The sequence below is a fragment of the Marinobacter salexigens genome, assembly GCF_018860765.1.
Taxonomy (GTDB): domain Bacteria; phylum Pseudomonadota; class Gammaproteobacteria; order Pseudomonadales; family Oleiphilaceae; genus Marinobacter; species Marinobacter salexigens_A.
Map to the genome: position 1 here is coordinate 636,757 of NZ_JAHKPV010000001.1, position 14,822 is coordinate 651,578.

At 52.6% G+C, this 14,822-nt stretch carries 15 protein-coding genes; all 15 read left to right on the top strand.

The features are described from left to right. Positions 1–17 precede the first annotated feature (17 nt). The 15 genes from KO508_RS02820 (at position 18) to glmU (ending at position 14,804) form a co-directional block, all read left to right on the top strand. Positions 18–1,298, top strand: coding sequence for an MFS transporter (locus KO508_RS02820; RefSeq protein ID WP_216006804.1), 1,281 nt, complete (start codon positions 18–20; stop codon positions 1,296–1,298). A 358-nt stretch (positions 1,299–1,656) separates the two neighbouring features. Next, positions 1,657–3,543: a tRNA uridine-5-carboxymethylaminomethyl(34) synthesis enzyme MnmG gene (gene mnmG, locus KO508_RS02825; protein ID WP_216006805.1), complete on the top strand. Its 1,887-nt coding sequence runs from the start codon at positions 1,657–1,659 to the stop codon at positions 3,541–3,543. 8 nt (positions 3,544–3,551) lie between these two features. Next, a complete protein-coding gene (rsmG, locus tag KO508_RS02830; protein ID WP_216006806.1) occupies positions 3,552–4,193 on the top strand; it encodes a 16S rRNA (guanine(527)-N(7))-methyltransferase RsmG in 642 nt (213 codons plus the stop codon). 76 nt (positions 4,194–4,269) lie between these two features. Next, positions 4,270–5,064 carry a ParA family protein gene (locus KO508_RS02835; RefSeq protein WP_216006807.1) on the top strand — a complete coding sequence of 265 codons (795 nt, stop codon included), beginning with the start codon at positions 4,270–4,272 and terminating at the stop codon, positions 5,062–5,064. Positions 5,065–5,127: 63 nt separating this feature from the next. After that, entirely contained in the window at positions 5,128–6,003 is an 876-nt protein-coding gene (locus KO508_RS02840) for a ParB/RepB/Spo0J family partition protein (RefSeq protein ID WP_216007312.1), read from the top strand. Positions 6,004–6,208: 205 nt separating this feature from the next. After that, positions 6,209–6,601 carry an ATP synthase subunit I gene (locus KO508_RS02845; protein WP_216006808.1) on the top strand — a complete coding sequence of 131 codons (393 nt, stop codon included), beginning with the start codon at positions 6,209–6,211 and terminating at the stop codon, positions 6,599–6,601. A gap of 15 nt (positions 6,602–6,616) precedes the next feature. Next, the gene (atpB, locus tag KO508_RS02850) at positions 6,617–7,468 is read left to right on the top strand and encodes a F0F1 ATP synthase subunit A (protein WP_216006809.1); all 852 of its coding nucleotides are present in this window, start codon (positions 6,617–6,619) and stop codon (positions 7,466–7,468) included. Between the two features lie 53 nt (positions 7,469–7,521). After that, entirely contained in the window at positions 7,522–7,749 is a 228-nt protein-coding gene (atpE, locus tag KO508_RS02855; RefSeq protein ID WP_014873137.1) for a F0F1 ATP synthase subunit C, read from the top strand. Between the two features lie 96 nt (positions 7,750–7,845). Continuing rightward, a complete protein-coding gene (locus tag KO508_RS02860) occupies positions 7,846–8,316 on the top strand; it encodes a F0F1 ATP synthase subunit B (protein ID WP_200363847.1) in 471 nt (156 codons plus the stop codon). 11 nt (positions 8,317–8,327) lie between these two features. Next, complete coding sequence (locus KO508_RS02865) at positions 8,328–8,864, top strand: F0F1 ATP synthase subunit delta (protein WP_216006810.1); 537 nt, start codon at positions 8,328–8,330, stop codon at positions 8,862–8,864. Between the two features lie 28 nt (positions 8,865–8,892). Further along, positions 8,893–10,437 carry a F0F1 ATP synthase subunit alpha gene (gene atpA / locus KO508_RS02870; protein ID WP_216006811.1) on the top strand — a complete coding sequence of 515 codons (1,545 nt, stop codon included), beginning with the start codon at positions 8,893–8,895 and terminating at the stop codon, positions 10,435–10,437. A gap of 66 nt (positions 10,438–10,503) precedes the next feature. Further along, positions 10,504–11,364 carry a F0F1 ATP synthase subunit gamma gene (gene atpG, locus KO508_RS02875; RefSeq protein ID WP_200363853.1) on the top strand — a complete coding sequence of 287 codons (861 nt, stop codon included), beginning with the start codon at positions 10,504–10,506 and terminating at the stop codon, positions 11,362–11,364. Positions 11,365–11,417: 53 nt separating this feature from the next. Then, positions 11,418–12,812 carry a F0F1 ATP synthase subunit beta gene (gene atpD, locus KO508_RS02880; RefSeq protein ID WP_216006812.1) on the top strand — a complete coding sequence of 465 codons (1,395 nt, stop codon included), beginning with the start codon at positions 11,418–11,420 and terminating at the stop codon, positions 12,810–12,812. A gap of 36 nt (positions 12,813–12,848) precedes the next feature. Continuing rightward, entirely contained in the window at positions 12,849–13,271 is a 423-nt protein-coding gene (locus KO508_RS02885; protein ID WP_216006813.1) for a F0F1 ATP synthase subunit epsilon, read from the top strand. 168 nt (positions 13,272–13,439) lie between these two features. After that, on the top strand, positions 13,440–14,804 hold the full coding sequence (gene glmU / locus KO508_RS02890; RefSeq protein ID WP_216006814.1) for a bifunctional UDP-N-acetylglucosamine diphosphorylase/glucosamine-1-phosphate N-acetyltransferase GlmU: 1,365 nt from the start codon (positions 13,440–13,442) through the stop codon (positions 14,802–14,804). The last annotated feature ends 18 nt before the right edge of the window (positions 14,805–14,822 follow it).

Genomic DNA, 14,822 nt, shown 5'->3' on the forward strand with positions numbered 1-14,822 from the left:
GCAACCCGGATGCTTACATGGCCATACACAGTCAGTTCCGTTTATTGGGGCAGCGGCGCTTTTTGCCGTTTTATCTCACCCAGTTTTCCGGGGCCTTCAACGACAATCTCTATAAAAACGCGCTGCTGCTGCTGATTGCCTACCAGACCACCGGTTTGATGGGGCTTTCGGTTAATACAGTGATTAACCTGGCAGCTTTTTTGTTCATCTTGCCGTTTTTCCTGTTTTCCGGCATTGCAGGCCAGATGGCAGACCGTTACGAGAAGTCGGCCATAATTCGCAAGGTTAAGCTGGCCGAAATAGGCATTATGGCCATGGCGGCTTTGGCGCTCTGGTTTGGTTGGTACGAAGGCTTATTGATATTGCTTTTCCTGATGGGCACCCAATCCACGTTCTTCGGGCCGGTAAAGTACGCCATTTTGCCGCAGGTACTGAGTGACGACGAGCTGGTGGGCGGTAATGGCCTAGTGAGCATGGGCACTTTCGTGGCCATTTTGCTTGGAACCATAGCTGCTGGTGTACTGATGGGTCTTGAGGCGGCGGCCAAACTTACAGCAGTCGGTGTGGTGGCAATGGCGGTTGTAGGCTATCTCGCGGCTCGAAAAGTGCCACAAACTGGCATAGCTAGTAGCGAGCAAGTGATCCCGTTCCGCCCGATTCTGGAAACCTGGCATCTGATGAGTGTCGCCGCTGAGCGTAAGCCTGTGCTCTGGGCCATTTTGGCTATCTCCTGGTTCTGGTTTTTGGGTGCCGCCTATCTCACCCAGTTCCCCAGCTTTGCCTACAGCAACCTTCAGGGTGATGAAACCGTTGTCACTCTGTTGTTGTCTATGTTTATTGTGGGTATCTCCATCGGCTCCATGATGTGCGAACGGCTTACTAAACATCGCATCACGCTTGCGCCTGTGCCATGGGGAGCCCTTGGCCTGACTCTGCTGGGAGTAGATCTGTTTTTTGCAGTGCCAGTGAACCCGCAACCTTCGACTTGGTGGACGCTGATGACTGACCCGGTTTACATCCGGGTATTGTTTGATTTGGTGGGCATTGGGGTGTGCGGTGGTTTATTCATCGTGCCCCTTTATGCATTTATCCAGCATGAAACCCCGCCAAACAAGCGGGCACGTATTATTGCTGCACTGAATGTGATTAACGCACTCTTCATGGTGGTGAGTGCGCTCACGGGCATAGTGGTGCTCGGCATTCTCGACGTAGCTATTCCGGGCTTCTTCCTGCTGTTGTCGTTGGTTAACGGGATTGTGCTCATAGCCGTGTGGCGCCTGAGGCATAAAGCTGGGTGAGAGTCTGTGGATAATTATTGGGATAAGCTGCGGACAAGCTCTGAATAGGTTTTAATAAATACAATTAAAACAAGGTCTTGTCTGTCAATAAAGGCTTCTTGGTGAGTAGTAGTTTTTGTGGATAACTTTATTGAAAACTTTTGTGAGGAGAGTTGCCCAAGCCTATGAAAAGCCGGTAATTTATGTTCTCCAAACTGCGAAAAGCAGCAGAGACTAGACCATTGTCTAGGGATTCAAGATTTAACGAATATAATCTATCGTCGCTTCTGGTTAAAAATTGCACATTCTGACTGCAATTTCTCAAGTGAAACGTTATACTCCCCGCCCTGATTTTATCCCCCGATTTCCGAGGTGAGCTGTGGATTTTCCGACCCGTTTCGATGTTATTGTCATTGGTGGTGGCCATGCCGGTACCGAAGCCGCACTTGCGGCGGCACGCATGGGCTCCCAAACCCTGCTGTTGACCCACAACATTGAAACGCTGGGCCAGATGTCCTGTAATCCGGCCATCGGAGGTATAGGTAAAAGTCATCTGGTAAAAGAGATCGATGCCCTTGGCGGCGCCATGGCTCAGGCAACCGATCTTGCAGGTATACAGTTCCGCGTGCTTAACAGCCGTAAAGGTCCGGCCGTGCGGGCTACCCGCGCTCAGGCAGACCGAGTTCTGTACAAGGCTGCGATTCGCCATACGCTCGAAAACGAGCCAAACCTCACCCTGTTCCAACAGGCGGCAGACGATCTGATTGTGGAAAACGATCAGGTGATCGGTGTGGTCTCCCAGACCGGCATCCGGTTCAATGCTAAAACAGTGGTACTGACTACCGGCACGTTCCTTGGCGGGGTTATTCACATTGGCATGCAGCAGCATTCCGGGGGGCGCGCAGGCGATGCACCCGCCAACGCGCTGGCGCAGCGGTTACGAGAGTTGCCCTTTAACGTAGGCCGCCTGAAAACCGGTACACCACCGCGCATCGATGCCCGCTCTGTCGACTTCTCTGTGATGCAGGAGCAGTGGGGCGACAACCCGGCACCGGTTATGTCCTTTATCGGCAGCCGAGATCAGCACCCGGAACAGGTATGCTGCTATGTAACCCGTACCACCGAGCAGACTCACGACATTATTCGTAGCGGCTTTGACCGTTCGCCCATGTTCGCGGGGAATATAGAAGGTGTTGGGCCGCGCTATTGCCCGTCTATTGAAGACAAGGTTAACCGTTTTGCCGACAAGGATTCGCACCAGATTTTTGTAGAGCCCGAAGGCCTAACCACCCATGAGCTATACCCCAATGGCATTTCCACCAGTCTACCGTTTGATATCCAGCTTGCGGCGGTGCGTTCTATTCCGGGTTTTGAAAACGCCCACATTACGCGGCCGGGCTACGCCATTGAGTATGACTACCTGAACCCTCAGGATTTGCGCCACACGCTCGAAACCAAGTTTATTCAGGGTCTGTATTTCGCTGGTCAAATTAACGGCACCACGGGTTATGAAGAAGCGGGTGCTCAGGGCTTGTTGGCGGGCATCAACGCGGCTTTGCGCGCTCAGGAAAAGAGCGAATGGTACCCGCGCCGGGATGAAGCCTACCTTGGGGTGCTGGTGGACGATCTGATCACCATGGGCACCAAAGAGCCTTACCGTATGTTCACCAGCCGCGCGGAGTACCGCCTGATTCTGCGTGAAGACAACGCCGATCTACGCCTCACAGAGACTGGCCGTAAGTTGGGGCTGGTCAATGACGAACGTTGGCAAAAATTCAGTGACAAGTGTGAAGCCATAGCCACCGAGCGCAAACGTCTGGAGTCTACTCGCATCCATCCTGCTACCGAAGCAGGTGAACGAGCCAACGCTTTTCTCAAGCAGCCAATGACTCGGGATCACACGTTGGCAGAGTTGCTGCGTCGCCCGGAAATTGTTTACAACCATGTTGCTGAAATCGGTGCTGCCCAGGCAGATGACCCCGTTGTGGCAGAGCAAGTGGAAATCGAAATCAAATACGAAGGCTATATTTCGCGCCAGGAAGATGAAATTGAGCGCTTGCGCCGGAATGAGAATACCGCGTTGCCTATCGACATGGATTACGATGTGATCGGTGGCTTGTCTAACGAGATCAAGCAGAAGCTCAAAGAGGTACGTCCTGAGACGGTTGCTCAGGCATCCCGTATTCAGGGTGTTACACCAGCAGCAATCTCGCAGGTTCTAGTACACCTGAAGAAGCGCGAGCTTTTGCGCAAACAGAGCGCCTGAACGCGGTTATGACTCAATCTTTCTGGCAGCGCCAGCTCTCTGAGGGGCTGGCGCAAATGCAACTTTCCCTCAACGAAGACCAGCAACAACAACTGCTGGCGTTTCTGGCTCTGCTCAATAAATGGAACCGAGCCTATAACCTCACCGCGGTGCGGGACGAAAGCGAAATGGTTTCCCGGCAGTTGCTCGACAGCCTTAGTATTTTGCCTTGGGTAACTACAGAGCACCTGTTAGATGTGGGTGCTGGCGGCGGCTTGCCGGGTATCCCTCTGGCTATTGTGTTGCCTGCAAAGCGTTTCACACTGTTGGACAGCAATGGCAAGAAAACCCGTTTCCTGCAGCAGTGTATTCTGGAACTTGGCCTGAAAAACGTGGAAGTTATTCATGGCCGCGCCGAAGACTGCAAACCCGAGCACCCGTTTAGCCAAATCAGCAGCCGGGCGTTTACCGCTTTGGATAATCTGGTAGCTTGGTGTGGTGATCTGTTAGCGCGTGACGGGAGCTTCCTTGCCATGAAAGGTCAGTATCCGGATGATGAGGTAGCTGCCCTTCCTGCAGGCTGGCAGGTATCATCCAGTCATTCTCTAGAAGTACCCTGTGCTGGCGGTGAGAGACACCTGCTGGTGGTAACCCGATCAGAGTCCAGTTAGAGATTAGCCCCGGTAACCCGCAACTGTATTCAATAGCGGTCTTCAGAAACTGTATTGACGAACAAGGAGGCAAGACATGGCGCGCGTGATTGCAGTGACCAATCAGAAAGGCGGTGTGGGCAAAACCACCACCTGCGTCAACCTTGCTGCCTCATTGGCCGCCACCAAACGTCGGGTTCTGCTGGTGGATATGGATCCTCAGGGCAATGCTACTATGGGCAGTGGCGTGGACAAAAACGTTCTGCAACTTTCCGGCTACGACCTGCTGACCAAGCGCGCCTCCGCTGCTGAAGTTATTATCCCGGCAGAAGCTTCCGGCTTTGACATTATGCCGTCCAACGGCGACCTGACTGCTGCCGAAGTGGAGCTGATGAATGAGATTGGCCGGGAACACCGGCTTAGGCTTGCCCTAAACGGCGTTCGTGACGATTACGACTATATTTTGATCGATTGCCCGCCGTCACTAAGTTTACTAACCGTTAACGCGCTCTCAGCGGCGGACTCGGTGCTTATACCCATGCAGTGCGAGTACTACGCGCTAGAGGGTTTGGCGGCACTGATGAATACCGTGGAGCAAATTAAGGAATCCGTGAACCCAAACCTTGAGCTAGAGGGCATCTTAAGAACCATGTATGACCCTCGGAACAGCCTCACATTGGATGTGTCCAGTCAGCTCAATGAGTATTTTGGTGAAAAGGTCTATCGCGCGGTTATTCCGCGTAACGTACGCCTTGCAGAAGCGCCGAGCTATGGCATGCCAGCCCTGAAGTACGACAAGCTGTCCAAAGGGGCTATTGCCTATTTGGCATTGGCTGGAGAAATGGTGCGTCGCCACGGGGCAAAAAAGACACCGGCTCAGGTTGCGGTGTAACATACCCCCTCGCTAGGTTTTATAGATACACAACCACCATCAACGGGAAGAATGACTGATACCATGGCGGCGAAGAAACGAGGATTGGGCGAGCGTGGGCTAGGAGCCTTGCTAGCCGGTTCCAGAGTTAATCTGGATCAGGAACTGAAAGATCACGACGGTGAGTTGCGACAGGTTCCCATCGATCTGATCCAGCGCGGTCGTTTTCAGCCCCGGCGTGATATGGATCCCGCTGCGCTTCAGGAGCTGGCGGATTCCATTCGCCAGCAGGGCGTGATGCAGCCTGTTGTGGTTCGCCCGATTGCCGAAGGCCGTTACGAGCTGATTGCCGGTGAGCGCCGGTGGCGCGCAACCCAGATGGCGGAGTTGGACAGTATTCCTGCCATCATTCGCGATGTGCCAGACGAAGCTGCCATTGCCATGGCGCTTATTGAAAATATCCAGCGGGAAAACCTCAACCCCATTGAAGAGGCCTTCGCACTCCAACGATTGCAGGAAGAATTTGGTTTAACCCAAGCTCAGGTAGCCGAAGCCGTTGGGAAGTCCCGCACCACTATTACCAATCTACTGCGCCTGATTGGCTTGACCGAAGATGTACGGTTAATGCTGGAACACGGTGACTTGGAAATGGGTCATGGCCGGGCCATGTTGACGCTCTCACCGAAGCAGCAGGTGCAGGTTGCGAAGCAGGTTGTCGCAAAATCCATGTCCGTGCGCCAGACTGAAGATCTGGTGCGTCGGATTCAGCAAAACGCAGAAGCCGGAACACCTGCAAAAACCGGTGCCATAGACCCCAATATTCGTGCCTTGCAAGATGACCTTGCCGAACGTTTGGGGGCAAAAGTATCGATTGCCCACGGTCAGCGCGGCAAGGGTAAGTTAGTGATTGAGTACAGTTCACTGGACGAGTTGGACGGTATTCTTGGTCATATCCGCTAATTGGACATTAAAATCAGCATATCGGCTGAAAGTACCATAACCACCAGATGTCGTGACCACAACAGGCGCTAACCACAAGTTGTGTGGTAAATGGTGATTCTTAGCGCTAGTTTGAGTATGTTTTGGCCAGATTTCGTGCAGAGTCTGGTTGAACAACAAGTGCTTAAAACATATAATTTCGCGCGATTGGAATGATGGCGGTGATATGAAATTTCGGCAATCTCGAATCACCCACGTTCCCTTGGCCCGTTGGCTGATCATAGAGTTTACAGGCTTGTTCATTATCAGCCTTCTATGGTCACTTCACAGTGTTTTGGCCGGTTATTCCGCATTTATCGGCGGTCTTATCTTTATAGTGCCAAATGCCTGGTTTGTAAATCGGGTTTATCGTGACCAGGGCGCCCGTAATGCGCACCTGATGGTGGGGAATTTGTTCAGGGCGGAAACCACCAAAATCGCCCTTACCGCAATTTTTTTCGCGGCCGTTTTCACTTTAATGGAGCCGGTATACGTTCCGGCTCTGTTATTCACTTTTGCTGTGATGGTCTTAGCAGGTGGCGCGTTGCGCTGGCTGATACGGCCGCAACCACGGCGATGATGGGACGAGAGCAGAATGGCTGATACCCCAGTAGAGTATATAAAGCACCACCTCCAAAATCTGACCTATGGCAAGCTTGATGCTGGCTATGAGCGTTTTGACGGCAGCGTGATGAGTGAGTCTGGCTGGACCTTCGCTCGCACTGCGCAGGAAGCATCAGATATGGGCTTCATGGCTATCCACGTAGATACCCTAGGCTGGTCGATCGCAATGGGTGTCCTGTTTTTGGGACTATTCCGTTTCGTGGCCAAACGCGTCACTACAGGCGTCCCAGGTGGCTTGCAAAACTTGGTAGAAGTCACCGTAGAGTTCATTGAAAATCTGGTAAAAGACGGCTTTCATGCCCGTAATCCCCTGATTGCACCATTAGCATTGACCATCTTTGTGTGGATACTGCTAATGAACGTGCTTAAGCTGATTCCGGTGGATTACATTCCAACTATTGCACACGCTATGGGGCTTGAGTACTTCAAGATCGTACCTACCACAGACCCCAATGCGACCTTTGGTATGTCTATTGGCGTGTTCCTGCTGATTATCTTCTACAGCCTGAAAATAAAAGGTGTTACCGGTTTTGCTAAAGAACTTGGCATGCAACCGTTCAACCATTGGGCGCTGATTCCGGTGAACCTTGTACTGGAAATTCTGGTACTCATCGTTAAGCCCATCAGCCTGGCGTTGCGTCTGTTCGGTAATATGTACGCCGGTGAAGTTGTGTTTATTCTGATTGCACTGCTGCCATTGTGGGCGCAGTGGACTCTGAACGTGCCCTGGGCCATTTTCCATATTCTGGTAATTCCGCTGCAGGCGTTTATTTTCACCATGCTGACAATAGTTTATCTTGCGGCGGCGCACGAAGATCACTGATTTACCCGTTAAAAAGCAAACCCTTAACTATCTGAAAAACTGAGGAGTTCTCAATGGAAATGGTATTTATTGCAGCAGCGATCATCATCGGTATGGGCGCACTGGCCACCGGTATTGGCTTTGGTATCCTGGGCGGAAAACTGCTTGAAGCAACCGCTCGTCAGCCAGAAATGGCTAACCAACTGCAGGTAAAGACCTTCATCATGGCTGGTCTTCTGGACGCCGTTCCGATGATCGGTGTTGGTATCGCGATGTACCTGATCTTCGTTGTTGCTGGCTAACACAGACCAGAGATGCGGGCGCTACTCTGATAATCAGAGGCTGGCGCCCGGTTTTTCGGTTTCCAGCACGCAACGAATAGCAAGAGGTATATTGCCGTGAATATAAACCTTACGTTAATAGGGCAATCGATTGCCTTCGCTATTTTCGTCTGGTTCTGCGTGAAGTATGTATGGCCGCCAATTACGGCAGCCATGGAAGCGCGCCAGAAGAAAATTGCTGATGGTCTTTCTGCTGCTGACCGGGCTTCACTGGATCTTGAGCTAGCTCAGGAAAAGGCAGCCCAGCAAATGCAGCAAGCCAAAGAAGAAGCTGCTGTTCTTATTGATCAGGCCAACAAGCGCGCCGCCCAGATTGTGGAAGCATCAAAAGACGATGCTCGCAAAGAAGGTGAAAAGCTCATTGAGCAGGCCCGGGCGGAAATTCAGCAGGAGCGTGTTCAGGCTCGCGACGCACTTAGGACAGAAGTGGCATTGCTTGCCATTGCCGGTGCCGAGAAGATCCTGGAAACCTCTGTCGATGCCAAAGCTCACAGCGAGATGCTGGACAAGCTGGCCGCACAACTCTAAGCGAGGGTCCCATGGCAGAACTGATAACGTTAGCCCGGCCCTATGCGAAAGCCGTTTTTGACGCCGCTAAAGAGCAAGACGCCGTTGATTCCTGGGATCAGGCACTTGCCTTTGTTGGTTTGTTGGCGGCGGACGACGCTGTGAAGAAAATCCTGGCCAATCCTGGCCTGTCTGAGCAACGCAAGGCAGAGCTGTTTTTCGATACTGCAGAAGAACAGATGCCTGAAGCACTCAGAAACTTCCTGTTGATTCTTGCTGAAAGCAAGCGCCTAGCGCTGCTGCCGGAAATTTCAACCCTGTTTGCCTTCTACCGTGCGGAACTTGAGCGCACAGTTAATATGAAGGTGAGCACGGCGTATGAACTGACCGCCGATGAGCAGCAAAAGCTGGCAGAAGCATTGTCCGGAAAACTAGAGCGTAAAGTCGCCTTGGAAACCTCTGTCGATCGTACTTTGATCGGCGGTGTGGTGGTGAATACCGGCGATTTGGTTATTGACGCTTCAGTCCGTGGCAAGCTGGCCAAAATGGCTAAAGCACTGGGCTCCTGATTTCAGCAAAAGGTTTGAGGACAAAGGCATGCAGCAACTGAATCCATCCGAGATCAGTGACATCATCAAAAAGAGAATCGAGAAACTCGACATCTCTTCTGAAGCAAAAAATGAAGGCACCATCCTGTCTGTAGCAGACGGCATTGTGCTAATCCACGGTCTGGCCGACGTTATGTACGGCGAGATGATCGAATTCGCCAATGGCGTATTCGGTATGGCGTTGAACCTTGAGCGCGACTCAGTTGGCGCCGTGGTACTGGGTGACTACGAAGATCTGGCCGAAGGCCAGAAAGTACGTTGCACCGGCCGTATTCTGGAAGTACCGGTTGGCCCGGAGCTTTTGGGCCGTGTTGTAGACGGCTTGGGCAACCCGATTGACGGAAAAGGCGATCTGGGAACCACTAAGACTGATCCCGTTGAAAAAGTAGCACCGGGTGTTATCGAACGTCAGTCTGTTGACGAGCCGGTACAAACGGGTATGAAAGCCATCGATACCATGGTTCCCGTTGGCCGCGGCCAGCGTGAGCTGATCATCGGTGACCGTCAGATCGGTAAAACCGCCGTTGCGATTGATGCGATCATTAACCAGAAAAACTCTGGTATCAAATGCGTATACGTCGCGGTTGGCCAGAAGCAGTCTTCCATTGCTGCGGTTGTGCGCAAATTGGAAGAGCATGGCGCGATGGACCACACCATTGTGGTAGCCGCCGGTGCTGCAGATCCTGCATCCATGCAGTTCTTGGCACCTTACGCCGGTACAACCATGGGTGAATACTTCCGTGACCGTGGCGAAGACGCCCTGATCGTATACGATGACTTGTCTAAGCAAGCCGTTGCGTATCGTCAAATCTCCCTGTTGCTGCGTCGCCCGCCAGGACGTGAAGCATATCCGGGTGATGTTTTCTATCTGCACTCCCGTCTATTGGAGCGCTCCTCCCGCGTAAACGCTGAATACGTTGAGAAGTTCACCAACGGTGAAGTGAAAGGTAAGACCGGTTCTTTGACGGCTCTGCCAATCATCGAAACTCAGGCTGGTGACGTATCGGCTTTCGTACCGACCAACGTAATCTCCATCACCGATGGTCAGATCTTCCTTGAGACCAACCTGTTTAACTCCGGTATTCGTCCGGCGATGAACGCAGGTATCTCGGTATCGCGGGTAGGTGGTGCAGCCCAGACCAAGATCATGAAGAAACTGGGTGGCAACATCCGTCTGGCTCTAGCTCAGTACCGTGAGCTGGCAGCTTTTGCCCAGTTTGCATCGGATCTGGACGAAGCCACGCGTAAGCAGCTTGAGCACGGTCAACGTGTTACCGAATTGATGAAGCAGAACCAGTACAGCCCAATGTCTGTGGCTGAAATGGGTACGGTTCTGTTTGCCGCAAACGAAGGCTTCCTTGACGATGTAGACGTCGACAAGGTTGTTAAGTTTGAAGCCCAGTTGTTGGACTGGATGCGGTCAGAGCAGAAAGAACTGCTCGAAACAATCGGTGCTGAAGGCAAATATAACGATGAAATTGCCGCTGGCCTCAAAGCTGCTCTGGAGAAATTCAAGACCACTCAAACCTGGTAATACCAATGCCCGCTGCGGCGGGTTTGTTGGTCCCAAAGAGTGTCTAACTTGAAAGGGCAGTGACATATGGCCATCGGAAAAGAAATACGTAACCAGATCGGCAGCATCAAGAGCACGCAGAAAATTACCAGCGCCATGGAAATGGTCGCTGCGAGTAAAATGCGTAAAGCTCAGGAGCGTATGCAGGCAACTCGCCCCTATGCAGAAAAGATGCGGCAGGTAATTGGACACATCGCCAAGTCCAATAAAGATTACCGCCACCCGTTCATGGTTGAGCGTGAGGTGAAACGTGTTGGCTACATCGTTGTCTCCTCCGATCGCGGTTTGTGCGGTGGTTTGAACGCGAATGTTTTCAAACTGCTCGTGCGCGAAATGCGCGACTGGAAAGAAAAAGGTGTCGCAACCGATCTCTGTGCTATCGGGCAGAAAGGTGCATCATTCTTCCGCAACTACGGCGGAAACGTGATTGCTGCGCTAACGCATTTGGGTGATGACCCCAGTGCGGAAACGCTGATCGGCAACGTTAAGGTGATGCTCGATGCATTCAGAGAAGGCAAGATTGACCGCCTGTATCTGGTGAGCAACGAGTTTGTGAACACCATGACACAAATGCCGAAAGCTGAGCAGCTTCTGCCACTGCCGGAAGGCACGGAAGAAGATATTGGTCGCCAGTGGGATTACATCTATGAGCCGGATGCGCGTCCGATTCTGGACGGGCTGCTACCACGTTTTATTGAGTCCCAGGTTTATCAGGGCGTGGTAGAGAATCTTGCCTGCGAACAGGCGGCACGGATGATTGCCATGAAGAGTGCTACCGATAACGCCGGTGACATTATTGACGAGTTGCAGCTGGTTTATAACAAAGCTCGTCAGGCAGCCATTACGCAAGAGATTTCGGAAATTGTGAGCGGCGCGGCATCGGTCTGATCCGCCACAATCCTACTGGTTTTATTGACTATTAAGATAACGAGGAACCGAGCATGAGTAGCGGACACATCGTTCAGATCATTGGCGCGGTTATCGACGTGGAATTTCCACGTGACGCCGTGCCAGGCGTTTACGACGCACTGCTGCTTGAAGGTGGCGAGACAACTCTGGAAGTTCAGCAGCAGCTGGGCGACGGCGTTGTTCGTACCATCGCCATGGGCAGCACCGAGGGTCTCAAGCGAGGCCTGAAAGCAGAAAATACACACAAGCCAATTTCCGTACCCGTGGGCACCCAGACTCTGGGCCGTATCATGGACGTTCTGGGACGCCCCATTGACGAGGCCGGCCCAATTGGTGAAGAAGAGCGTTGGGGTATTCACCGCAAAGCACCAGGTTATGCAGACCAGTCAGCTTCCGCTGACCTTCTGGAAACCGGCATCAAGGTTATCGACTTGATCTGCCCGTTTGCCAAAGGTGGTAAAGTTGGTCTGTTCGGTGGCGCCGGTGTTGGTAAAACCGTAAACATGATGGAACTGATCAACAACATCGCGAAGGAGCACTCCGGTCTTTCCGTATTCGCAGGTGTTGGTGAGCGGACTCGTGAAGGTAACGACTTCTACTACGAAATGAAGGACTCCAACGTTCTTGATAAAGTAGCCATGGTTTACGGCCAGATGAACGAGCCCCCAGGAAACCGTCTGCGTGTAGCACTGACCGGCCTGACTATGGCTGAGAAGTTCCGTGACGAAGGCCGTGACGTACTGTTGTTTGTAGACAACATTTACCGTTACACCTTGGCTGGTACTGAGGTATCTGCACTGTTGGGCCGTATGCCTTCAGCGGTAGGTTACCAGCCGACTCTGGCCCAGGAAATGGGTGAGCTGCAGGAGCGTATTACCTCCACTAAAGATGGCTCAATCACGTCTATCCAAGCGGTATACGTACCTGCGGATGACTTGACTGATCCGTCTCCTGCCACCACCTTCTCGCACCTTGACGCGACTGTGGTATTGAGCCGTGACATTGCTTCCAAGGGTATCTACCCTGCGATCGATCCGCTCGACTCCACCTCCCGTCAATTGGATCCGTTGGTGATTGGTGAGCAGCACTACGCTGTTGCCCGTGGTGTTCAGAACGTTCTGCAGCGCTACAAGGAACTGAAAGATATCATCGCTATTCTGGGTATGGATGAGCTGTCTGAAGAAGACAAGCTGACTGTTTCCCGCGCCCGTAAGATTGAGCGGTTTTTGTCTCAGCCGTTCCACGTTGCTGAAGTATTTACCGGTTCGCCGGGCAAGTACGTGTCTCTGAAAGACACCATCAGCAGCTTCGAAGGCATCCTGAACGGCGACTATGACGATATGCCTGAACAGGCTTTCTACATGGTCGGGTCTATGGACGAAGCCATCGAAAAAGCGAAGGCCATGAAAGCGAAAGAAGCTAAGTAATCCTCTTTCACTTTCTGACCCAAGAGGCTTAGAGATATGGCTATGACAGTACATTGCGACGTCGTAAGCGCTGAAAAGAAGATTTACTCCGGTTTGGTAGAGATGCTTATCGCTACCGGCACCGAGGGTGAGTTGGGCATTCAGTTTGGCCATGCTCCGTTGCTGTCCGCCCTTAAACCGGGGGCAGTCCGGATCATCAAACAAGGTGGCGAAGAGGAAATCCTTTACGTTTCCGGGGGTTACCTGGAAGTACAGCCAAACCTTGTAACCTTGATGGCCGATACGGCGGTGCGTGCCAAAGACGTTGATGAGGCTGCCGCTGTGCAGGCTCAGAAAGACGCCGAAGCAGCACTGGCGAATAAGACGGGTGAGTTTGAGTATTATCGTGCGGCTACAGAGCTGGCCGAAGCGGCCGCTCAGTTACGTACCTTGCAAAAGCTGCGCAAGAACGTTCGCTAGAACGCTCTGGCAGAGCTTGCCCCGATAAAGCCGCATCCCGGCGTGGGTAGCGGGTGTTGTATGGCCTGAAAAGGCTTTTACGATGCTGGCTTCCACTACGAGGTGCGGCTTTTTTGTTGTGCGAACTACCATTAATAGAACCCCACCACGTAAGGGAGTAGTTGCCCCATGTCACCGTTGCACGTTGTTATCTTGGCCGCCGGTCAGGGCTCAAGGATGAAATCATCGCTGCCAAAGGTACTGCACAAAGTGGCTGGGCGAGCCATGCTTCATCACGTGATTGATACCGCCGAAACGCTTGGCGCTGAGAAGGTTCATGGCGTTATTGGCCATGGTGCTGATCAGGTTAAGGCGGCCTCCACCGCTTATAGCGTTAGTTGGGTAATGCAAGAACAGCAATTGGGCACTGGCCATGCCGTTGCTCAGGCGCTACCGGAACTCCCGGACGATGCGCGGGTGCTGGTGCTATATGGTGACGTGCCGCTGACGGCCGCCGAAACTCTCCAAGGGCTCGTTCAGGATTTGGATGAAACCACGTTGGGGTTGTTAACCGTCAGTCTGGATAACCCGCAAGGGTATGGCAGAATTTTGCGAAATGAGAAAGGGCAGGTTACCGCCATCGTTGAGCAAAAAGACGCCAGTGCAGAACAGCTGGCTATTACAGAAGTAAACACGGGCATTCTCGCGGTTAGCGCCCGACATTTAAAAGACTGGTTACCCCAGCTCTCTAGCAGCAACGCTCAAGGCGAGTATTATCTTACGGATATCATCGCCATGGCTGTGCAGGCTGGAATGACCGTCAACGTCGCTCAGCCGGGCAATCCCTTCGAAGTACAGGGGGTTAATAACCGTTTGCAGTTGGCTGAACTTGAGCGATGGCACCAAAGCCGAGAAGCCGATCGTTTGATGACCGAAGGAGCAACGCTGGCTGACCCCGCACGAGTGGATGTGCGCGGGGAACTTAGTATCGGCAACGATGTACTGATTGATGTAAACGTGGTTTTTAATGGCAAGGTGACCTTGGGCAGCCATGTATCCATCGGACCCGGCTGTGTGATTACCGATGCCAACATTGCGGATGGCGCTCAGATTCATGCCCATAGTGTTATCGAGCAAGCCAGTGTTGGCCCAAATGCACAGGTTGGGCCTTTCGCGCGATTGCGCCCCGGCACACAACTGGCGGCCAATACCAAAGTGGGCAACTTTGTTGAGACTAAAAAAACCATCGTTGGCGAAGGCAGCAAAATTAACCACCTCAGCTACGTGGGTGATGCTACGCTGGGAACCCATGTAAACGTGGGTGCGGGCACCATTACCTGCAACTATGACGGCGTGAATAAATACCAGACGGTGTTGGAGGATGGCGTGTTTGTTGGATCCAACAGTTCGTTGGTTGCCCCGGTTACTGTAAGGGAAGGTGCTACTGTTGGCGCTGGCTCGACGATTACCAAGGATGTGCCGGAGCATGAACTGGCCGTGGCCAGAGGCCGCCAGCGAAATATTTCCGGTTGGCAAAAGCCGGAGAAGAACTGAACAGGGCTTTTACATTAT

What these genes read in the sequence shown, in the direction of transcription:
- glmU (WP_216006814.1), top strand. Translation starts at nt 13,440, where the DNA reads ATGTCACCGTTGCACGTTGTTATCTTGGCCGCCGGTCAGGGCTCAAGG.
- KO508_RS02885 (WP_216006813.1), top strand. Translation starts at nt 12,849, where the DNA reads ATGGCTATGACAGTACATTGCGACGTCGTAAGCGCTGAAAAGAAGATT.
- rsmG (WP_216006806.1), top strand. Translation starts at nt 3,552, where the DNA reads ATGACTCAATCTTTCTGGCAGCGCCAGCTCTCTGAGGGGCTGGCGCAA.
- KO508_RS02865 (WP_216006810.1), top strand. Translation starts at nt 8,328, where the DNA reads ATGGCAGAACTGATAACGTTAGCCCGGCCCTATGCGAAAGCCGTTTTT.
- KO508_RS02835 (WP_216006807.1), top strand. Translation starts at nt 4,270, where the DNA reads ATGGCGCGCGTGATTGCAGTGACCAATCAGAAAGGCGGTGTGGGCAAA.
- atpG (WP_200363853.1), top strand. Translation starts at nt 10,504, where the DNA reads ATGGCCATCGGAAAAGAAATACGTAACCAGATCGGCAGCATCAAGAGC.
- KO508_RS02820 (WP_216006804.1), top strand. Translation starts at nt 18, where the DNA reads ATGGCCATACACAGTCAGTTCCGTTTATTGGGGCAGCGGCGCTTTTTG.
- atpE (WP_014873137.1), top strand. Translation starts at nt 7,522, where the DNA reads ATGGAAATGGTATTTATTGCAGCAGCGATCATCATCGGTATGGGCGCA.
- KO508_RS02845 (WP_216006808.1), top strand. Translation starts at nt 6,209, where the DNA reads ATGAAATTTCGGCAATCTCGAATCACCCACGTTCCCTTGGCCCGTTGG.
- KO508_RS02840 (WP_216007312.1), top strand. Translation starts at nt 5,128, where the DNA reads ATGGCGGCGAAGAAACGAGGATTGGGCGAGCGTGGGCTAGGAGCCTTG.
- atpA (WP_216006811.1), top strand. Translation starts at nt 8,893, where the DNA reads ATGCAGCAACTGAATCCATCCGAGATCAGTGACATCATCAAAAAGAGA.
- atpD (WP_216006812.1), top strand. Translation starts at nt 11,418, where the DNA reads ATGAGTAGCGGACACATCGTTCAGATCATTGGCGCGGTTATCGACGTG.
- atpB (WP_216006809.1), top strand. Translation starts at nt 6,617, where the DNA reads ATGGCTGATACCCCAGTAGAGTATATAAAGCACCACCTCCAAAATCTG.